General features: G+C 29.0%; 20 protein-coding genes. 12 read left to right on the forward strand and 8 right to left on the reverse strand.

Features of this window, described 5'->3' with window-relative positions; all coding sequences use genetic code 11:
* Positions 1 to 484: 484 nt before the first annotated feature.
* The 7 genes from gyrA to dnaA all read right to left on the reverse strand — a co-directional run bounded on the left by gyrA (position 485) and on the right by dnaA (position 9,437).
* A complete protein-coding gene (gene gyrA / locus Q0G30_RS08875) occupies positions 485 to 3,031 on the reverse strand; it encodes a DNA gyrase subunit A (RefSeq protein ID WP_294389020.1) in 2,547 nt (848 codons plus the stop codon).
* 34 nt (positions 3,032 to 3,065) lie between these two features.
* Positions 3,066 to 4,982, reverse strand: coding sequence for a DNA topoisomerase (ATP-hydrolyzing) subunit B (gene gyrB / locus Q0G30_RS08880; RefSeq protein ID WP_294389021.1), 1,917 nt, complete (start codon positions 4,980 to 4,982; stop codon positions 3,066 to 3,068).
* 52 nt (positions 4,983 to 5,034) lie between these two features.
* Entirely contained in the window at positions 5,035 to 5,295 is a 261-nt protein-coding gene (remB, locus tag Q0G30_RS08885; RefSeq protein WP_133015125.1) for an extracellular matrix regulator RemB, read from the reverse strand.
* Positions 5,296 to 5,308: 13 nt separating this feature from the next.
* A complete protein-coding gene (gene recF / locus Q0G30_RS08890) occupies positions 5,309 to 6,394 on the reverse strand; it encodes a DNA replication/repair protein RecF (protein WP_294389023.1) in 1,086 nt (361 codons plus the stop codon).
* A 66-nt stretch (positions 6,395 to 6,460) separates the two neighbouring features.
* Positions 6,461 to 6,667, reverse strand: coding sequence for an RNA-binding S4 domain-containing protein (locus Q0G30_RS08895; RefSeq protein WP_294389025.1), 207 nt, complete (start codon positions 6,665 to 6,667; stop codon positions 6,461 to 6,463).
* A 45-nt stretch (positions 6,668 to 6,712) separates the two neighbouring features.
* Positions 6,713 to 7,813 carry a DNA polymerase III subunit beta gene (dnaN, locus tag Q0G30_RS08900; protein WP_294389027.1) on the reverse strand — a complete coding sequence of 367 codons (1,101 nt, stop codon included), beginning with the start codon at positions 7,811 to 7,813 and terminating at the stop codon, positions 6,713 to 6,715.
* 271 nt (positions 7,814 to 8,084) lie between these two features.
* Positions 8,085 to 9,437 carry a chromosomal replication initiator protein DnaA gene (dnaA, locus tag Q0G30_RS08905; RefSeq protein WP_294389029.1) on the reverse strand — a complete coding sequence of 451 codons (1,353 nt, stop codon included), beginning with the start codon at positions 9,435 to 9,437 and terminating at the stop codon, positions 8,085 to 8,087.
* A gap of 524 nt (positions 9,438 to 9,961) precedes the next feature.
* Here dnaA and rpmH point away from each other — a divergent pair.
* The 12 genes from rpmH (at position 9,962) to Q0G30_RS08965 (ending at position 19,675) form a co-directional block, all read left to right on the forward strand.
* Positions 9,962 to 10,096, forward strand: coding sequence for a 50S ribosomal protein L34 (gene rpmH, locus Q0G30_RS08910; protein ID WP_032116814.1), 135 nt, complete (start codon positions 9,962 to 9,964; stop codon positions 10,094 to 10,096).
* 64 nt (positions 10,097 to 10,160) lie between these two features.
* On the forward strand, positions 10,161 to 10,514 hold the full coding sequence (rnpA, locus tag Q0G30_RS08915; RefSeq protein WP_294131977.1) for a ribonuclease P protein component: 354 nt from the start codon (positions 10,161 to 10,163) through the stop codon (positions 10,512 to 10,514).
* On the forward strand, positions 10,511 to 10,723 hold the full coding sequence (gene yidD, locus Q0G30_RS08920; protein WP_294131975.1) for a membrane protein insertion efficiency factor YidD: 213 nt from the start codon (positions 10,511 to 10,513) through the stop codon (positions 10,721 to 10,723). The genes rnpA and yidD overlap by 4 nt, the downstream gene beginning before the upstream one ends.
* 13 nt (positions 10,724 to 10,736) lie before the next feature.
* Complete coding sequence (yidC, locus tag Q0G30_RS08925) at positions 10,737 to 11,504, forward strand: membrane protein insertase YidC (protein ID WP_294389031.1); 768 nt, start codon at positions 10,737 to 10,739, stop codon at positions 11,502 to 11,504.
* A gap of 30 nt (positions 11,505 to 11,534) precedes the next feature.
* On the forward strand, positions 11,535 to 12,158 hold the full coding sequence (jag, locus tag Q0G30_RS08930; RefSeq protein WP_294389033.1) for an RNA-binding cell elongation regulator Jag/EloR: 624 nt from the start codon (positions 11,535 to 11,537) through the stop codon (positions 12,156 to 12,158).
* A 203-nt stretch (positions 12,159 to 12,361) separates the two neighbouring features.
* Positions 12,362 to 13,741, forward strand: a complete 1,380-nt coding sequence (mnmE, locus tag Q0G30_RS08935) for a tRNA uridine-5-carboxymethylaminomethyl(34) synthesis GTPase MnmE (RefSeq protein ID WP_294389035.1) — start codon at positions 12,362 to 12,364, stop codon at positions 13,739 to 13,741.
* Between the two features lie 9 nt (positions 13,742 to 13,750).
* Complete coding sequence (gene mnmG, locus Q0G30_RS08940; protein ID WP_294389037.1) at positions 13,751 to 15,640, forward strand: tRNA uridine-5-carboxymethylaminomethyl(34) synthesis enzyme MnmG; 1,890 nt, start codon at positions 13,751 to 13,753, stop codon at positions 15,638 to 15,640.
* Between the two features lie 2 nt (positions 15,641 to 15,642).
* Positions 15,643 to 16,362 carry a 16S rRNA (guanine(527)-N(7))-methyltransferase RsmG gene (gene rsmG, locus Q0G30_RS08945; protein WP_294389039.1) on the forward strand — a complete coding sequence of 240 codons (720 nt, stop codon included), beginning with the start codon at positions 15,643 to 15,645 and terminating at the stop codon, positions 16,360 to 16,362.
* Positions 16,363 to 16,545: 183 nt separating this feature from the next.
* Positions 16,546 to 17,316 carry a nucleoid occlusion protein gene (gene noc / locus Q0G30_RS08950; protein ID WP_294389041.1) on the forward strand — a complete coding sequence of 257 codons (771 nt, stop codon included), beginning with the start codon at positions 16,546 to 16,548 and terminating at the stop codon, positions 17,314 to 17,316.
* A 154-nt stretch (positions 17,317 to 17,470) separates the two neighbouring features.
* Entirely contained in the window at positions 17,471 to 18,232 is a 762-nt protein-coding gene (locus Q0G30_RS08955; RefSeq protein WP_294389043.1) for an AAA family ATPase, read from the forward strand.
* A 13-nt stretch (positions 18,233 to 18,245) separates the two neighbouring features.
* Positions 18,246 to 19,133 carry a ParB/RepB/Spo0J family partition protein gene (locus Q0G30_RS08960; protein ID WP_294389045.1) on the forward strand — a complete coding sequence of 296 codons (888 nt, stop codon included), beginning with the start codon at positions 18,246 to 18,248 and terminating at the stop codon, positions 19,131 to 19,133.
* A gap of 38 nt (positions 19,134 to 19,171) precedes the next feature.
* Positions 19,172 to 19,675: a DUF4446 family protein gene (locus Q0G30_RS08965; RefSeq protein ID WP_294389047.1), complete on the forward strand. Its 504-nt coding sequence runs from the start codon at positions 19,172 to 19,174 to the stop codon at positions 19,673 to 19,675.
* A gap of 75 nt (positions 19,676 to 19,750) precedes the next feature.
* On the opposite strand, the gene yyaC is transcribed toward Q0G30_RS08965, so the two are convergent.
* On the reverse strand, positions 19,751 to 20,323 hold the full coding sequence (gene yyaC, locus Q0G30_RS08970) for a spore protease YyaC (RefSeq protein ID WP_294389049.1): 573 nt from the start codon (positions 20,321 to 20,323) through the stop codon (positions 19,751 to 19,753).
* Positions 20,324 to 20,379 lie beyond the last annotated feature (56 nt).

Genomic DNA, 20,379 nt, shown 5'->3' on the forward strand with positions numbered 1-20,379 from the left:
AAGAATTGCTGGTTTACTTTAACTATATTCTGTTCAATTTTCAAAGACCATTTACTCTGTCGCACCGAAGCGACTTCTTTATCTTATCATTACTCTTCGCTACTGTCAACAACTTTTTTTAAAAAGTTTTTTGACCTTGTTGCTCAAGCAACGTAATTTATCTTATCACTTAAATTCTAACAAGTCAAACACTTTTTTTGTTTTCTGTTAGTCATCAGCGACGTGTTTTATCTTATCATGAAGATACTATTTATTTCAACTTTATTTTATGTTTATATCAATTTATTATTATTATTCATGCATTTTTCTTATTCTTTCTCCATTTTTCTATTATTGATACACTAGGGTTAGAGTACTATAGTTTTGATACTTTGCTTATATTTTTACTATAACTTTCATATAAAAAGTGGCAAATCTATAAATACTAATTATAGTATTTATGATTTGCCACATAATATCACTACTCTAAATAAAAATACTTATTTTATTCTTCTGTACTTTCTCTTTCAGCTTCCTCAACTAATCTCTCTAAGCTAGTATCTTTATCTTCTGAATCAATTTCATTATCTGCACAAGCTTCTAATGTCAATTGCTCTTCATTTTCATCATCGCTATTACCAGTTATCTTAGCAATAGCTACTACCTTTTCCTCTTCTGAAGTTCTCATTAATCTAACTCCCATTGCAGACCTACTAGTTACTGAAATATCGGAAACATTTATTCTTATAGCTATGCCACTACTATTTATAAGCATTAACTCATTTTCTGGACTACAAACAGTAGCTCCTACAACTTTACCAGTCTTTTCACTTATCTTATAAGTAATAAGACCTACTCCACCTCTATTTTGTCTCTTATATTCAGTCAATGGTGTTCTCTTACCAAATCCATTTTCACTTATAACTAATAAATCCTCATTATCCGTTGCTATATCCATACAAACAGCAACATCTTCATCTCTTAAGTTCATAGACTTAACTCCAGATGCAGTTCTTCCCATAGGTCTTACATCTTGTTCATTAAACTTAATTGCATTACCATCTTGAGAAACTATTATTATATCAGCATCTCCTCTTGTTACCTTAACTTTAATAAGCTCATCACCTTCTCTTAAGTTAATAGCAATAAGTCCACTCTTTCTTAAGTTCTTGAATTCTGATAATGGAGTTTTCTTAACTAAACCTTGTTTAGTTGCCATGAATAAGTATCCATCTACAATATTATCTCTAACAGTTAATACAGTTTCTATTCTTTCATCTTGTTCTATTTGAATAAGATTTATTATATTAGTACCCTTAGCTGTTCTTCCCGCATCAGGTATTTCATATGCTCTCTTCTTATATACTCTACCTCTATTAGTAAAGAATAATACATCAGAATGAGTTGAAGTTACTAATACATGTTCTACAAAATCATCTTCCTTTGTAGACATTGCTTGTATTCCTCTTCCCCCTCTTCTTTGAGCAGAATATGTATCAGCTGATATCCTCTTTATATATCCTGTATGAGTTAAAGTTATAACTGTTTCTTCTTCTTGAATTAAATCTTCAATATCAATATCATTTACAACTTTTTCTATTTGAGTTCTTCTTTCATCGTTATATCTAGATTTTATTTCAAGTAACTCATCTTTAATTACACTTAGTAGCAATTCCTCACTTGCAAGAATTGAATTTAAGTAATCAATAAGTTTCATTAACTCTGCATACTCTTCTTCAATTTTATCTCTCTCTAAGCCAGTTAATCTTCTTAATCTCATTTCTAAAATAGCAACTGCTTGCTTTTCTGATAATCCAAATCTTTCGCTTAAAGTATTTTTAGCTATTTCACTAGTTTTTGATCCTCTAATGATACTAATTACTTCATCGATATTATCTAAGGCTATTCTTAATCCCTCAAGAATATGAGCTCTAGCTTGTGCTTTTTCAAGTTCAAATATTGTTCTTCTAGTAACAACTTCTTTTTGGAAATTAATATAGTTACTTAAAATTTGTTTTAAACTTAAGACTTCAGGCTGATTATCAACTAAAGCTAACATTATAATACCAAAAGTATCTTGCATCTTTGTATGTTTAAATAATAGATTTAATACAACATTAGGATTTGCATCCTTCTTTAATTCTATTACTATTCTCATACCTTCTCTATCTGATTCATCTCTTAAATCTGATATTCCAACAATTTTCTTATCTTTAACTAAGTCTGCAATACTTTCAATAAGCTTAGCTTTATTTACTTGGTATGGAATCTCTGTAACTACTATTTTGTGTCTTCCATTTTCCTCTTCTATTTCAGTTTTAGATCTTACTACAACTTTACCTTTTCCTGTTTCATAAGCAGCTCTTATTCCTGATTTACCCATTATAATTCCACCAGTAGGGAAATCCGGTCCCTTAATACATGTCATAAGCTCTAACCCAGTAGCTTCTGGATTATCTATTAACATTATAGTTCCATCTATAACTTCACCTAAATTATGAGGAGGTATATTCGTAGCCATTCCAACTGCTATACCTGATGATCCATTAACTAAAAGATTCGGATATCTTGAAGGTAATACAACCGGTTCTTGTTCTTCACCATCAAAGTTTGGCATAAAATCTACAGTATTTTTATTTATATCTCTAAGCATTTCTACCGCAATTTTATTCATCTTTGCTTCTGTATATCTCATTGCCGCTGCACTATCACCATCTACAGAACCAAAGTTACCATGCCCATCTACAAGCATATATCTCATAGAAAAATCTTGTGCCATTCTTACTAATGCATCATATACTGATGAATCTCCATGTGGATGATACTTACCTAAAACTTCTCCAACTATTCTTGCACATTTTCTATATCCCTTGTTTGGTTCTAGACCTAATTCTTGCATTGCATAAAGAATTCTTCTATGAACTGGTTTAAGACCATCTCTTACATCAGGAAGAGCACGCCCAACGATTACGCTCATAGCGTAATCGATGTAGCACTTTTTCATTTCTTTATTTATATCTACATGTATAAATTTTCCTTCATTTAAGTTCATGTACTCACCTCAACTAATACTAAATACTTTAGTACTATATATCTAAATTGCTTACTTTTTTAGCATTCTTTTGAATAAATTCTCTTCTTGGTTCAACCTTATCACCCATTAATATAGTGAATATTTCATCTGCTGCAATAGCATCTTCTACTGTTGCCTTTAAAAGAATTCTGTGTTCTGGGTCCATCGTTGTATCCCATAATTGATTTGCATTCATTTCTCCAAGACCCTTATATCTTTGGATATTTATAGAATTATCCTTTCCGCCAAATTCTTCTAAAATTTTATCTAGCTCTTCATCGGAATATGCATACTCTTCCCTTTTTCCCTTACTAACTTTATATAATGGTGGTTGAGCTATATATACGTGTCCTCCATCTATTAATGGTCTCATATATCTATAGAAGAATGTTAATAATAATGTTCTTATATGCGCTCCATCAACATCGGCATCGGTCATAATTATTATTCTATTATATCTTAACTTTTCTTCATCAAAATCTTTTCCAATTCCTGCACCAAATGCAGTAATCATTGCTCTTATTGTATCTGAGTTAAGTATTCTATCTAATCTTTGCTTTTCAACGTTAAGAATCTTACCTCTTAAAGGTAATATAGCTTGGAATTTTCTATTTCTTCCTTGCTTTGCTGATCCTCCTGCTGAATCCCCTTCGACAATATAGATTTCACATTCCATAGGATCTTTAGATGAACAATCTGCAAGCTTTCCTGGAAGTGTAGATCTCTCAAGAACCGATTTTCTTGTAAGCTCTCTTGCTTTTCTAGCTGCATCTCTAGCTCTTGCTGCCATTAAAGCTTTATCTATTATAATTTTACCAACTGCCGGATTCTCTTCTAAGAAAATACTTACACCCTCAGCCACTATTGAATCTACAACACCTCTTACTTCAGAATTTCCAAGCTTAGTTTTTGTTTGTCCTTCAAACTGAGGCTCTGAAATCTTAACTGATACAACAGCTGTAAGACCTTCTCTTGCATCATCACCTGAAAGGTTTTTATCATTATCTTTTATGTGCCCAAATCTCTTAGCGTAATCATTTATTGCTCTAGTTAAGGCACTTTTAAATCCAGCTAAGTGAGTTCCTCCTTCAATAGTATCTATGTTATTTGCAAACGAATATAAGTTCTCGTTATATCCATCGTTATACTGAAGTGCAATTTCTGCAATTATTCCATCTTTTTCTCCTTCAACATAAATAGGAGATTCATGTAATACTTCTTTATTTCTATTTAAGTAAGAAACGAACTCTTTTATACCACCTTCATAATGATATTTCTCAACTTTTGGTTCCTCTTCTCTATTATCAGTTAACGTTATAGCTATTCCCTTATTAAGGAATGCTAATTCTCTTAATCTACTTGCTAATACTTCAAAATCATATACAGTATCTTCAAATATTTCATGGTCAGGCTTAAATAATACTTTAGTTCCATGCTCATCAGATTCACCAATCTTAGTTAAATCACAAAGAACATTTCCTCTTGAATATTTTTGTTGCCATATGAACCCTTCTCTTTTTACTGTAACCTCACAATATTCAGATAATGCATTAACAACTGATGCACCAACACCATGAAGACCACCAGATACTTTGTATCCTCCGCCTCCAAATTTACCACCAGCATGTAATACAGTCATTATTACCTCTACCGTTGCTTTTCCCATTTTAGGATGTATACCAACAGGCATACCTCTACCATCGTCAACTACAGTAATTGAATTATCCTCATTTATCGTAACTTCTATGTTTTTACAAAATCCAGCTAAAGCTTCATCAATACTATTATCTACTATTTCATATACTAAATGATGAAGCCCTCTAGAACTCGTGCTTCCTATGTACATTCCAGGTCTTTTTCTAACTGCTTCTAAACCCTCTAAAACCTGAATCTGACTTTCATCATAACTTTGCTTATTCTCTTCCAACATAAACTCCTCCTTATATTTTTATTGTCTTAACTATGAAGGCTAAATATTGGACTTAAGGATTATAATCAATATTTGTTCTCTTAGTTAAAGTAGATGATGAAATAGGTGATAAATACACCTTACTCATTTTATTAACTTCTGCTATAACAAATGATTTAGGACTTTCCTTAGAAATCTTTTCAACAAATCCGTCTTCTTCAGCCATTCTTAAAAATGATATTGTATCTGAACTATACATTGATGTCTGTAAATCAAAAATACCAATTACATCCTTTATTGGTACTACTACGTTTTCTCCTAAATGTAAAAACATAAGATCTCCTCCTTTAGTTTAGGATTTCTCCATCCCTAACTTTAAAAACTTTAGATTTATCATCTAAATATTCATACAAATCTTCTATTCCAGTACATGTAATAATAGTTTGTATATCTCCGATTGTGCTTAAAATATATCTTTTTCTACTAAAATCTAATTCTGATAATACATCATCTAAAAGTAATACTGGATGTTCCCCTGTAAGTTCCTTTATTATTTTCAATGATGAAAATTTAATAGTTAAAACTGCAGTTCTTTGTTGTCCTTGAGATCCATAACTTTTAGTATCAATATCATTTATTAAAACAGTAAAATCATCTCTATGTGGACCTACTGAAGTAATCCCTCGCTCACAATCCCTCACTCTATTTTTTTCTAGAAGTGAATAGAAACTTTCTCTTATGTTTTCTAAATCTTTAATAGTACTAACATATTTAAATTCAATTCTTTCTTTTCCAGAAGTTATATCTGAATGAATCTTAGTAGAATATTTATTTAATTTTTCAATATACTCTAATCTATCCATTATTATATTATATCCAAATTCAACCAATTGCATATCGTAGACATCTAAAATATCTTTATTTATATTTCGATTTCTTAATATACTATTTCTTTCATTCAAAACTTTATTATACTGAACAAGATTATAATAGTATTTAGGATTTAATTGGCATAACTCCATATCGATAAATTTTCTTCTTACACCGGGAGAATCCTTAATTATTTTTAAATCTTCCGGAGAAAACATTACAACATTAAAATTTCCAAATAGTTCTCCTATCTTTTTTATTTTAATCTTATTTATTTGTATTGCTTTTTTTCCGTCCTTAAGAATGCTTATATCTATTCTCTTGTCTAATCTCTCTCTACCAACTGTAACACTTAATAATGCGTTATCAGAATTCCAATTGATAAGTTCCCTATCTTTTGACGTTCTATGAGATCTTGCAAAAGCACAATAGTATATGCCCTCTAATATATTAGTTTTTCCTTGAGCATTATCACCCATAAAAACATTAACATGTGGACCTAAACTTATATCCAATACATTATAATTTCTATAATTCAGCATTTGCAATCTTTTAATAAACATCTTAAACACCTTTAATTATAACATATTAAATTTAATAAGGATAAGCACTCTGGAAAAAAATAGTTGTTACACTACTTCATAACTTTCCCCATTAAATTCAACTATGTCACCTTTATATAATTTTTTCCCTCTTTGCACGCAAATTTCACCATTGACTTTTACAAGTTCATCTAAAATATACATTTTAGCTTCTGATCCTAGTGAAGCAGCTCCAGAAAATTTTAAAAACGAATCTAATTTTATAAATTCTGTACTTATTTCTATTTGATTCATATTATACTTCTTGTATATTTATTCAATTATTATACAAGATTCCTCCTATCTAACTAGTCTAACAGGTAAAACTAAATATTTAGCATTATTGCTATTTTTCCCTCTTATTACACATGGACTAACACTTGATGTCATTTCTACAACTACATCTTCTTCTTCCATATTCTTAAGAACATCTAGTAAATACCTTGAATTGAATGCAATTTGCACTCCATCACCTTGCAGATTTATGTTAACTTCTTCCCTAACCTTTCCCAATTGAGAATTAGAAGTTATAACTAAAGTATCTTCTTGAACATCTAATCTTATTAAATTGCTATTTCCATCCTTAGCCATTAATGATGCTCTTTCAATTCCTTGTTGAAGATCTTGTTTTTTAACGTTAACTAATAATTTATATTCTTGTGGTAAAAGAGAAACATAATTAACAAATTTACCATCTAATAATCTTGAAATAATTTTTGTATTATTAACATTAAATAAAATATGATTATTTGTGAATGTAATCTTTACAATGTCATCATTATCTTCTAATATTTTCGAAACTTCATTTAAAGTTTTTCCTGGTATAACAACTTCAATATTATCATCTACATCTAATAATTCACTTCTAACAGCTAATCTATACCCATCTAAGGCAACTAAATTTAATTCCCTATTTTTTACTTCAAAAAGTATACCTTGTAATATTGGTCTAGCTTCATCTTGAGCTATAGCAAAAGATGTACCTTTTATCATATTTTTTAATAAGTTTTGAGGAACCTCAACACTTAGATCTTCATTTATGCTTGGTAAAGAAGGATAATCACTAGGATTCATAAATACTAAGTTAAATACTGACTTTTCACATGTAATTTGTATTAAATCATTTTCTGATATTTCTATTTTAACATCTGAATTTGGTAGTTTTCTAATAATTTCTGAAAAAATCTTTGAGTCAATAACAATACTACCTTCCTTGATAACATCAGCTTCAACTTTTGTTTCTATACTTACATCCATATCTGAACCAATAAGAGTTAAGCCTTCTTTATTTGCTTGTATATATATACCTTCTAGTACAGGCATTGTTGTTTTTCCTGTAATAGCTTTAGTTACTATAGAAATGCCCTCTTGTAATTTTTGTTTTGAGCATATTATGTTCATAATCTTACCTCCTAAGTTATACACAGTTATCAACATTTAGCTGTGTAATATAATAAGATAAATATAATAAATAAATATAATAATAGTAGTAGTAAGGGCTGTGGATTTGTGGATAAGTGCCCTCAGCCCTTATATTTCAATAAATTTTATGTAAAAAATACTGTGGATAAGTCGGTAACAAATTGATAGTCTTATCCACAGTATCCACATTGAAAGACTAAAAAATGACTTATCCACAAAGTATTCACTAGTTATTATGTACAATTGTTGATTATTTTTGTGTTAGCTTTTTTGTTATATCATTTATTGTGTGTTCTAAGCTTTCGTCATTATTTAGAGTTTCTGATATTTTTTCATAAGCATGTATAACAGTTGTATGATCACGCCCTCCAAATTCCTCGCCAATTTTAGGTAGTGACATGTCTGTAAGCTTTCTGCTTAAATACATAGCTATCTGTCTTGGATATGCTACATTTCTAGTTCTTCTCTGTGATTTTAGGTCTTCAACTCTTAAATTAAAATAAGCAGCTACTACATCTTGGATTAGATCAATAGTAATGCTTTTATTTTGTTTATTTGAAATTATGTCCTTTAAAGCTTCTGTAGCTAAATCTACAGTTATTTCTCTGTTTGTTAATGATGAGTAAGCAACTATTCTAATTAATGCACCTTCAAGTTCTCTAATATTAGATTTAATTTTTGTTGCTATATAGACCATTACTTCGTTAGGTACATTTAAATTTTCTACATCAGCTTTCTTCTTTAAAATGGCCATTCTTGTTTCGAAATCAGGGGCTTGAATATCAGCAATAAGACCCCATTCAAATCTTGAACGTAATCTATCTTCTAAAGTTGGTATTTCCTTAGGTGGCCTATCTGATGATAGAATTATTTGCTTGTTAGCTTCATGTAACGTATTAAAGGTATGGAAAAATTCCTCTTGAGTTCTTTCTTTTCCTGCAATGAATTGAATATCATCTATTAACAGAACATCCACGCTTCTATATTTAGTTCTAAACTCTTCATTCTTATCATCTTTAATAGCATTTATTAATTCGTTTGTAAATTTTTCTGACGAAACATACACTACTTTTGCATTTGGATTATTTTGAAGTATATAATGTCCAATTGCATGCATTAAGTGTGTTTTACCTAATCCTACGCCTCCATAGATAAAAAGAGGATTATAAGCCTTAGCTGGAGATTCAGCAACAGCAAGAGAGGCAGCATGTGCAAATCTATTACTATTACCTATTACAAAAGAATCAAAAGTATACTTTGGATTTAATGTGCTAGACATTTCGTCATTAACTGTAACAGCTATACTATCCTTAGCAGTTTCCTTTTCTTTTTTTTCTTCAGCTTCCTGTATTTCAGAAGCAATTAAAAACTCTAAATCATAAGTTTTAGAGCAAGCGGCTTCTATTGAATTTATAACTAAATCCTTATATCTTTTTTCCAGTATATCTTGAGTGAAGGAATTAGGGACACTGATTTTTATTGTGTTGGCTGATATGCATAGTGGCTCGCAACTTTTAATCCAAGTATTAAAACTAACCTCAGTTAACTCGCCTTTTATTATATTTAGGGTTTTTTCCCATAATTCTTTAAGCTCAGTCTCCATTATAAGTATCCTCCAAAAAAAGAAATTTTAAAAAAATTATAAACAAGATATCAACAGAATTATTAACAGAAAAATGATTATGTTGACAAAGTTGAAAAAGTTAATAACATATTAACATTTTATGTAGATAATATAATATTTATATATTTATCCACAGTTTTGAATATTATAAATATAGATATTATTAACAACTAATAAACGTCCTATTTATGACGATAATATGCAAAAAAACTAAAAAGACATAAAAAAATTGAACAAGTTATGCACAGATTAATCCACAATTGTGGATAAGTTAAGTTATTCACATATTTATTCACACTTATACTTAATAATATCATAAATCAATATAAGTTATCAATAAGTTATCCACAAATTTTAAACTGTGAATAACTTTATCAACAGTTTTACGGAATTTAATTCATATTGACAGTAAAAAGGTAAATATATATAATAATAAAGTAACTTTAATTCGAGAAATATAGTTTTTACTATAAAATAAATCACTCAAAGGGGGTGTATTTCGAATGTTCATGACATACCAACCAAAAAAGAGACAAAGAAAAAAAGAACATGGTTTCAGAAAAAGAATGAGCACTGCTTCAGGAAGAACTGTTCTTAAGAGAAGAAGACAAAAAGGTAGAAAAAAATTAACAGCATAAGGGCCGCACTTTGTGGCCTTTTTTCTGCAAATGCAGGAATTTTAAGGAGAGTTTATTAAAACTTATGATATATAAATTAAGAAAAAATACAGAATTTAGACTTGTTTACAGAAGAGGAAAGTCTTATGCTAACAAGCTATTAGTTTTATATGTTTTCAATAATAAGAAGAATATAAATGAAGAAAACCTACAATATAATAAGGTAGGGATTTCAGTAAGTAAGAAGGTTGGAAATAGCGTAGTTAGAAGTAGAAGCAAAAGACTTATATATGAAAGTTATAGATTAAATATAAAAGATGTTAAAACTGGATATGATTTTGTTTTTGTAGCAAGAAGTGCTATAAATGAAAAAAAATATAGCGATGTAGAAGCTGCTATGATAAACTTATTTAAAAAGGCAGGAATATATTTGCAATGAAAAAATTGATTTTATCAATTATAAAATTATATCAAAAGTATTATTCTCCTATGCGACCAAGAAGATGTATATTTGTTCCTACATGTTCTCAGTATGCAGTTGAAGCTATTACTAAATACGGTGCTTTAAAAGGAGGATTTTTATCTATAAAAAGGATTTTAAGGTGTAATCCTTTTAATAAAAACGGGGGATATGATCCGGTGAAATAAGGAGGCTATTAGAATGTGGAATGCGATAGTAAATGTAATGACGAAGATGTTCGATGCTTTACATAATTTAATTATAGCATTAGGGGTACCAGAACATGCAGAAGGGGTTTCATATGTATTAGCAATAATATTATTTACTGCAATAATTAGATTATTAATCTTACCTCTTAATATTAAATCAACGAAATCAAATGCAAAAATGCAAGAAATTCAACCAGAAATGAAAAAACTTCAAGCAAAGTATGCAAATGATCCACAAAAATTACAATTAGAGACTTCTAAATTAATGAAGGAAAATAATGTTAGTATGTTTGGTGGATGTCTACCAGCATTATTACCTTTACCAATATTGGTTGCTTTATATGGAGTGTTTAGAAATATAACAGCAACACCTGGGGCAGATACATCATTCTTATTTATTCCAGATATTTTTGCTCTTCCAAGTGGAATTAGCTTTGTTTCTATAATATTAGCAATATTAGCTGCATTAAGCACTTATATACCATCATTATTATTAAGCAAATCAATGCCACAACAAGAAGGCGGAATGAATATGAGTACTATGAACATAGTTATGTCAGGTATGATGGGATTCATGGCACTTCAATTCCAACCAATATTAATAATTTATTGGATAACTGGTGGAGTAATTCAATTAATACAAACATATTTCTTAAATTATTTACCAGCAGTTAAGAAGAAAAAAATTGAAGAAGAAAAGGCAGAGAAAGCTAAAATTCAAAAAGCTAAAAAATCTACACCAAAAACTAAAAAGAGATAATTATCATATTTTCTAGGTGGTGAATAGGGTATGAAAGTAATTGAAATGACTGGTAAAACAGTTGAGGAAGCTTTAAGTCATGCTTTAAATGAGTTAAAGTTAACAAAAGATAAAGTTGATGTTGAAATAATTGATGAGGGTAGTAAGGGACTATTTAATTTAATTGGTGCAAAACCTGCTAAAATTAAGGTTACTACAAAACCAGACTCTTTAGATGATGCAAAAACATTTTTAGTTAATGTTTTAAACTCTATGAATATAGAGGCAGATATTGATATTAAAGAGGAGAATGATCTTATTAAGATTAATTTAAGTGGAGCTAAAATGGGCTTAGTAATAGGGTATAGGGGTGAGACATTAGATTCACTTCAATATTTAGTTTCATTAGTAGTTAATAAGAATCATGATAATCCATATAAAAGGGTCGTTTTAGATGCAGAAAATTACAGACATAAAAGAGAAGAAACTTTAATAAAGGTAGCTCAAAAAACTGCTTTTAAAGTTAAGAAGTCTGGAAGGCCATATAAATTAGAACCTATGAATCCTTATGAAAGAAGAATTATTCATTCAGCACTACAAGAATATACTGATATTAACACATATAGTGAAGGTGAAGAACCTTTCAGAAGAATTGTTATAAGTTTAAAAAAATAATAAGAGAAAGCCTGGTTTAGGCTTTCTCTTATTTTTTATAATTTTGACTTATATAAAATTGTTTTGTAAAATGAATAATATCGAAAATAGGGCATAAGAATTAAAAAAGGTAAATAAGGATAGAATTTAAATATACATATAATAATAGTGACAATTTTTAATGTAGAAATTTATCCACTTGTCACTAAAATGTGGAGGATAAAATGAAAGAATTTGATACAATATGTGCGATAGCTACGGCCTTAGGAGAAGGTGGTATCGCAATTATAAGAATATCTGGGGATAAGGCATTAGATATAGCATCAAAAATATTTAAAGCTAAGAATAATGATGATATAAAAAGTATGAAACCTTATACAATGAAGTATGGTCATATATATGATATAGAAACTAATGATTTAATTGATGAAGTAATAATTAGCTTTATGAAAGGGCCAAGAAGTTTTACAGCAGAAGATACAATAGAAATAAACTGTCATGGTGGTGTAGTATCTACAAATAAGGTGTTAGAGACTGTAATTAAAGCTGGTGCTAGGCTTGCGGAACCAGGGGAATTTACTAAAAGAGCATTTTTAAATGGTAGAATAGATTTATCACAAGCAGAAGCTGTTATGGATATAATAACTGCTAAAACAGACTTAGCAATGAAGTCAGCTTTAATGCAAAGTACAGGATATTTATCTAGAGAAATTAATAGATTAAGAGAATATATGTTAAATGTATTAGCATTAGTTGAATTTGCGGTAGATTTTACAGAAGATGATGAGGAAGTAGATCCAAGTATTCCTTTAAAAGTTGGAGAAAGTTTAGAAAAGGCTATAAGTGAAATGAAAGTTCTTTTAAAAAATGCCGATGAAGGAAAACTTATTAGAGAAGGTTTAAGTCTTGCTATAGTTGGAAAACCAAATGTAGGAAAGTCATCCTTATTAAATGCTTTATTAAGAGAAAAGAGAGCAATAGTAACTGATATTGCAGGAACTACAAGAGATATAATTGAAGAGTACATAAACTTAGATGGTATTCCAGTTAAAATAATTGATACAGCAGGTATTAGAGAAACTGAGGATGTTGTTGAAAGAATTGGAGTAGAAAGATCTAGAGAAAAAATTCAAGAAGCTGATTTAGTTTTATTAGTTCTTGATTCATCAAGAGAGTTAGATGATGAAGATAGAGAAATTATAGAGTCAGTTGGTAATAAAAAATGTATTGTTATATTAAATAAAATGGATTTGGAATCTAGGATTGATGAAGAAATGATAAATAGCTTTGAAAATATAATTAAAGTATCAGCTAAGGAAGAACTGGGATTAGATAATTTAAAGAAAGAAATAAAAGAATTATTCTTTAGTGGAAAAATTGATACTGAAAGCTTAATAATATCTAATTCAAGACATAAGCAAGCATTATTTAGAGCATTAGAAAATGCAGAAAATGCATTAAATAGAGTAAGAATGAATGAGTATTTAGATTTAATATCTATTTTTGTAACATCATCTTTAAGAGCTCTAAATGAAATTACAGGAGATGAATTAGAAGAGGATTTAGTAAATAAAATATTTGGAGATTTCTGTGTAGGAAAGTAGGAGTAGAAAATGAGATATAATTCAGGAGAATACGACGTAATTGTAGTTGGTGCAGGTCATGCTGGATGTGAAGCAGGGCTTGCTTCAGCTAGAATGGGATTAAAGACATTAGTATGTACATTAAATCTTGATGCAATTGGTTTAATGCCTTGTAATCCTAATATAGGAGGTACAGCAAAAGGTCACTTAGTAAGAGAAGTTGATGCATTAGGTGGAGAAATGGGGATAAATATTGACCACACATTTATTCAATCAAGAATGTTAAATACATCTAAAGGACCAGCAGTACATTCTTTAAGAGCACAAGCTGATAGAAAAAAATATCAAAATAGAATGAAAAATGTTCTAGAAAATCAAGAAAATTTAGAAGTTAGACAATTAGAAGTTATTGATATTGAAGTTGAAGATGGAAAAGTTGTTGGAGTTTTAACTAAGAATGGTGCTTTCTTTAAGTGTAAAGCTATAGTTTTGACAACAGGTACATATTTAAGAGCGAGAATAATAATTGGAGATGTAACTTACAATAGTGGTCCAAATGGATTAGCAGCAGCTAATGAGTTAACACAACGCTTAATGGATCTTGGAATAGAAATGAGAAGATTTAAGACTGGAACTCCAGCAAGAATTAACAAGAGATCTGTAGACTTTTCAAAAATGATTGAACAACCTGGAGATAAAAAAATAGTTCCATTTTCATTTATGCATGACAATATAGAGAGAGAACAAGTTTCTTGTTGGTTAACTTATACTAATGAAGAAACACATAATATTATAAAGGAAAATATAGATAGATCTCCTATGTATAATGGTAGTATTGAAGGTGTTGGACCAAGATATTGTCCATCTATAGAAGATAAAGTAATGAAATTCCCGGATAAAAATAGACATCAGATATTTATAGAGCCAGAAGGTGAAGATACATTAGAAATGTATGTTGGAGGAATGTCATCATCATTACCAGAAGATGTTCAAGTAAAAATGTATAGAACATTAGAAGGATTAGAGAATGTAGAATTATTAAGAACTGCCTATGCTATAGAATATGATTCAATAGATCCAACTCAATTAAAACCAACGTTAGAATTTAAAACAATAGAAGGTTTATATGGGGCAGGACAGTTAAATGGTAGCTCTGGATATGAAGAAGCTGCTGCACAAGGAATTGTTGCAGGTATAAATGCTGCATTAAAAATTAAAGGTGAAGAACCAATGATATTAACACGTTCTGATGCATATGCAGGTGTTTTAATTGATGATTTAGTAACTAAGGGTACTAATGAACCTTATAGAATGATGACATCTAGAGCAGAATATAGACTATTATTAAGACAAGATAATGCTGATTTTAGATTAACTGAAATAGGAAGAAAAGTTGGTCTAGTAAGTGATGAGAGATATAATAGATTCTTAAATAGAAAATCTAATATAGAAAATGAAGTTGAAAGATTAAAGAATTTACAGATAACTAACAAGAGAGAGAATAATGAATTCTTAGTATCACTTAATTCTACAGAACTTAAGAAACCAATAAGTATGTATGAATTAATTAAAAGACCAGAATTAGATTATTTCATGTTAGCACCATTAGATCCAGAAAGACCAGAGTATACAGATGATATTGGTGAACAAGTTAATATTATAGCTAAATATGAAGGATATATAGCTAGCCAATTAGATCAAGTTAATCAATTTAAAAAGTTTGAGAAAAAGTTATTACCAGAGAATATAGATTATAGTGATGTAAAAGGCTTAAGAGTAGAAGCTATTCAAAAATTAAGTGCAATAAGACCGGTAAGTATAGGTCAAGCATCAAGAATATCTGGGGTATCTCCAGCTGATATATCAGTTTTATTAATATATTTAGAACATCAATATAAGAAAAATAAGCAGGAGGACTAAGAATGGAATTTTTTGAATTAATGAAGACAGCTTCAAATGATGCAGGACTAGAATTTACAGAAGTGCAATATGAGCAATTTATTAAATATATGAGACTTCTTCAAGAATGGAATGAAAAAATAAATCTAACAGCTATAACAGAAGATGAGGATGTTGTTAAAAAACATTTTATAGATTGTATTAAAGCTTTTAAGTCAGAGCCAATAAAGAATGCTAAAACTATAATAGATGTTGGAACTGGTGCTGGTTTTCCAGGACTTCCAATTGCAATTATGAATCCAAATGTAGAAGTAACTCTTTTAGATTCATTAAATAAAAGAATTAACTTTTTAAATCTTGTAATTAGAGAACTTGGTTTAAATAATGTAACAACAATTCATTCTAGAGCAGAAGATGGAGCTAGAAAACCGGAATTAAGAGAAAAATTTGATGTTGCAACATCAAGGGCTGTAGCCAATATGGCAGTTTTATCTGAATTTTGCATGCCGTATGTAAAAAAAGGCGGTTATTTTGTAGCATTAAAGGGGCCTGCTATTGATGAGGAACTTGAAAATGGAAGTAATGCTATAAAGATATTAGGTGGAGAATTAAAGGGAATAATAGAAGTATCTATTGAGGAAACTGATTTAAAGCATAATATAGTAGAAGTAAAGAAGGTAAAGTCTTGTCCAAAAACTTATCCTAGAAAAGCAGGAACTGTCAATAAAAAGCCTTTACAATAGTGATAGATAGAAGATAAAATTATTTTATGGAAATAATATGAATTTATAACAAATAAGTTAAAAATGTAATAATAAACGTTAAATTATTTACTATAGAATATATAAAAATAAATAGCATAAATAATGTTGATAAAATATGGAATAACTTGTTGATTAACAAATTATGAGGGATGGTCGTACAGTATGAATAAACAAATAATGAACGTAAAGATTGATAGTATTTTTCCTAATGCATATCAACCAAGAAAGTTTTTTAATGAAGAAGCGTTAAATGAATTAAGCCAATCAATAAAAGAACATGGTATAATTCAACCTATTACTGTAAGAAAAATGGGGGAGAAGTTTGAATTAGTTGCTGGAGAAAGAAGATGGAGAGCTGCTAGGATGGCAGAGCTTGAGGTTGTACCATGCAATATAATTGAAATTACGGATACTCAATCAGCAGAAATTGCATTATTAGAAAATTTACAAAGAGAAGATTTAAATTTTATTGAAGAAGCTGAAGCATACTATAATTTAATTAATGATCATAAGTTTACTCAAGAAGAGTTAGCTAAAAGAATGGGTAAAAAACAATCTACTATAGCTAATAAATTACGATTACTTAAATTAAGTGAGAAAGTAAGAACATTATGTCTAGAAAATAATCTAACAGAAAGACATGCAAGGGCATTATTAAGTTTACCAGATGAAAAGTTACAATTAAAAGTTGTAAAAAAGGTAATAGCAAATTCTTTAAATGTAAAAAAGACAGAAGAGTTAATTAATACAGAATTATTAAAGCTAGCTGGCGAACAAATGAAAAAGAGAAAAGGAAAAGGTGTTTTACCTGGAAAGTTATATGTTAATACTATAAAGCAAGTATTAAGTAAATTTAATATTCCAGCAGAATACAAACTTCAAGATAGAGAAGAATGTATTGAAATAACAGTTTCTATCCCTAAAAATAAGTAAAAAAAGGCACTCTAAGGAGTGCCTTTTTTATGTTTCACGTGAAACATTTATACAAAATTTGCTTTAAAATTAATATGTCTACCTTTAATTATTATAAAAAAATATATATAATATAAATATGGGAAGGGGGTGAAGTCCTAAAATAGGGCTTTATATGAAAAAGATATGTATTTTTAATCAAAAGGGTGGAGTAGGAAAAACTACTACTAATATTAATTTATGTGCTTATTTAGCAATGGAGGGTTACAAGGTATTAACAATTGATATTGACCCTCAAGGAAATACAACTAGTGGATTGGGAATAGATAAAAGGAATTTAGAGTACTCTATGTATGATGTACTTACAGCCAATGTACCGTTAAGAGATGTTATTATAAAAAGTGAATTAATTACTAATTTATACATAGCACCATCAACTATGGAATTAGCAGGTGCAGAAGTTGAAATAATAGGGGTAAAAGATAGGGAAACTATACTTTTAAGAGAAATTGCATCTATACAGGATCAGTATGATTTCATATTTATAGATTGTCCACCTTCATTAGGGGTTTTAACAATTAATGCTTTGACAGCAGTAGATTCTGTATTAATACCTATACAATGTGAATTTTATGCATTAGAAGGTGTAGGGCAATTAATAAATACAGTACAATTAGTCAAAAAATCATTAAACAAGTCATTAGATATAGAAGGTGTAATAATGACTATGTATGATTATAGAACTAATTTAAGCAATGAAGTATATGAAGAAGCAAAAAAGTTCTTTAATGATAAAGTATATAAGACAACTATTGCTAGAAATATAAGATTAGCAGAGGCGCCAAGCTTTGGTTTACCAATTATGCTTTATGATGAAAAGTGTAAAGGTGCAGATGCATATAAGCGTTTTGCAAAAGAATTTTTAAGTAAGCAGTAGGAGAGATAAAGATATGAGTAAAAAATTTGGATTAGGTAAAGGTCTAAATGCTCTTATACCAGAAGACACTATTTTAAATACATTAGATACTAAAGCAGAAAAGGCTCATAATGATAGAGAAAAGGGTTCTATATTAATAGATATAAATTTAGTTAAGAGTAATGAAGAACAACCAAGAAAAACTTTTGATGATGAAAAAATATTAGAGCTAGCAGAATCAATTAGAAGTAATGGAATAATACAGCCATTAGTGTTAAAGAAAGTTGATAATGAATATATTATTGTGGCAGGAGAAAGAAGATGGAGAGCTGCTAAGTCAATTGGACTTAAAGAGGTGCCTGCAGTAGTAATGAATTTAACTGAAAAACAAATTTTAGAAATATCATTAATTGAAAATATTCAAAGAGAAGATTTAAATTCTATTGAAGAAGCACTAGCATATAAAAGGTTAATAAATGATTTTAATTTAACACAAGAAGAACTAAGCAAAAGAATAGGAAAATCGCGTGTTACAATAACTAATACTTTAAGATTATTAAATCTTAGTGAAGATGTTCAGCAGTATATTATTGAGGGAGTAATATCAGAAGGACATGGAAGAGCTTTATTAGGGATAACTGATAGCAAAGTTCAATGTGAGTTAGCACAAAGTGTTATTGATGATAAGTTATCTGTAAGAGAATTAGAGGTTTTAATAAGAAAATTAAAGACTAGTCCGACAAGAAGCAAATCAAAATCGTCAAATGAAATTAATCCATATTATAAGGATGTAACATATAAACTAGAGAATTACTTTGGAACTAAAGTAAATATAACGAATAAAAATAATAAGGGTAAAATAGAGATTGAATACTACTCTGAAGAGGATTTACAAAGAATATTAGAGATAATTAATTTATAAATGTTTCACGTGAAACATTTGAAGGGAAGTAGCATAAAATGGACAGCATAATAAATATGATTAATGAATATTCAATCTTCATAATAATAGGATTAGCAGTAATAACATTATTACTTTTTATAATAACAATGATATTATTATCATCAGTAAAGAAATTAGAAAAGAAATATAGAAAAATGATGCGAGGCGTTAATAATAAGAACTTAGAACAAGCTATTAGTGATAATCTAGATAATATTGAAAAAGCATTAAGTAAATCACAAGAAGCAATTGAGGAATGTAAAAGTATTTCAGAAGAATTAAAAGGATGCGTTAATAAAATTGCTATAATGAGATATAAAGCTTTTGAAGATGTAGGTAGTGATTTAAGTTTCTCAATTGCTATATTAGATTCATACAATGATGGTGTTATTATAACTGGAATATATTCTAGACATGATAGTACTACATATGCTAAGCCAATAGACAAGGGAATATCAAGATACGACTTATCAGAGGAAGAGTTACATGTTCTAAATGAAGCTATTAATAGCAAAAATTAGATAATAAAAAGAGTAGTTATTAAAAAATAGCTACTCTTTTTATTATATCTAACTAAAATTAAGTATAATAAGTTTTTAATCATAAGATATTAATGTATTGTTAGAGAAAGCTTTATTAATAAAGTGATTTATAGCATTAGAAATACAATCAGCTAAAGACATTACAATGAATAATCTAGTGTTTTGTAACATCATGAAATCTAAATTTCCAGATATATTAACCACACCTTTTATATTCATTTCACCAACTTCAGGTAAAGTTTTTTCTAAAGCTAAGCCAGGATGTAGAGGAGAATCCTCAACGAATACTTTCCCTATATTTTGAACATTTCCAAGAGAGGCATCTATTCCTATAATAAAGGGGTTTATAAAGTTAGATTTAATTTTACTTAGAACTTCAGATAAATTAATAGAATGAACAGGATATTCTAAGGAACCATATATATAAATATTTTTTTTCTTAATACTTTTAAGTTTATATCCTATTAGTGGCCCTAAGGAATCACCAGTAGCTCGATCAGTACCAATACATAAAAATACTATTGGTCTGTTTTCTATAAAAATATCTTTAAGTTTAATATATAAATATTCCCCTAATTCATGAGAGGAATTAGGGGATAATGAATCTATACAAAAACAATTATCCATGTCATAACCTCCTTATTGAAAGTATCGACAAGAATAATATAACTTATTCAAAAGTA

The organism is uncultured Clostridium sp. (assembly GCF_934754925.1).
Classification (GTDB): domain Bacteria; phylum Bacillota; class Clostridia; order Clostridiales; family Clostridiaceae; genus Clostridium.

Bases quoted from the DNA above. Each gene is read 5' to 3' on its own strand.
- gyrA (WP_294389020.1), bottom strand. From the start codon at position 3,031: ATGAACTTAAATGAAGGAAAATTTATACATGTAGATATAAATAAAGAA.
- gyrB (WP_294389021.1), bottom strand. From the start codon at position 4,982: ATGTTGGAAGAGAATAAGCAAAGTTATGATGAAAGTCAGATTCAGGTT.
- remB (WP_133015125.1), bottom strand. From the start codon at position 5,295: ATGTTTTTACATTTAGGAGAAAACGTAGTAGTACCAATAAAGGATGTA.
- recF (WP_294389023.1), bottom strand. From the start codon at position 6,394: ATGTTTATTAAAAGATTGCAAATGCTGAATTATAGAAATTATAATGTA.
- Q0G30_RS08895 (WP_294389025.1), bottom strand. From the start codon at position 6,667: ATGAATCAAATAGAAATAAGTACAGAATTTATAAAATTAGATTCGTTT.
- dnaN (WP_294389027.1), bottom strand. From the start codon at position 7,813: ATGAACATAATATGCTCAAAACAAAAATTACAAGAGGGCATTTCTATA.
- dnaA (WP_294389029.1), bottom strand. From the start codon at position 9,437: ATGGAGACTGAGCTTAAAGAATTATGGGAAAAAACCCTAAATATAATA.
- rpmH (WP_032116814.1), top strand. From the start codon at position 9,962: ATGTTCATGACATACCAACCAAAAAAGAGACAAAGAAAAAAAGAACAT.
- rnpA (WP_294131977.1), top strand. From the start codon at position 10,161: ATGATATATAAATTAAGAAAAAATACAGAATTTAGACTTGTTTACAGA.
- yidD (WP_294131975.1), top strand. From the start codon at position 10,511: ATGAAAAAATTGATTTTATCAATTATAAAATTATATCAAAAGTATTAT.
- yidC (WP_294389031.1), top strand. From the start codon at position 10,737: ATGTGGAATGCGATAGTAAATGTAATGACGAAGATGTTCGATGCTTTA.
- jag (WP_294389033.1), top strand. From the start codon at position 11,535: ATGAAAGTAATTGAAATGACTGGTAAAACAGTTGAGGAAGCTTTAAGT.
- mnmE (WP_294389035.1), top strand. From the start codon at position 12,362: ATGAAAGAATTTGATACAATATGTGCGATAGCTACGGCCTTAGGAGAA.
- mnmG (WP_294389037.1), top strand. From the start codon at position 13,751: ATGAGATATAATTCAGGAGAATACGACGTAATTGTAGTTGGTGCAGGT.
- rsmG (WP_294389039.1), top strand. From the start codon at position 15,643: ATGGAATTTTTTGAATTAATGAAGACAGCTTCAAATGATGCAGGACTA.
- noc (WP_294389041.1), top strand. From the start codon at position 16,546: ATGAATAAACAAATAATGAACGTAAAGATTGATAGTATTTTTCCTAAT.
- Q0G30_RS08955 (WP_294389043.1), top strand. From the start codon at position 17,471: ATGAAAAAGATATGTATTTTTAATCAAAAGGGTGGAGTAGGAAAAACT.
- Q0G30_RS08960 (WP_294389045.1), top strand. From the start codon at position 18,246: ATGAGTAAAAAATTTGGATTAGGTAAAGGTCTAAATGCTCTTATACCA.
- Q0G30_RS08965 (WP_294389047.1), top strand. From the start codon at position 19,172: ATGGACAGCATAATAAATATGATTAATGAATATTCAATCTTCATAATA.
- yyaC (WP_294389049.1), bottom strand. From the start codon at position 20,323: ATGGATAATTGTTTTTGTATAGATTCATTATCCCCTAATTCCTCTCAT.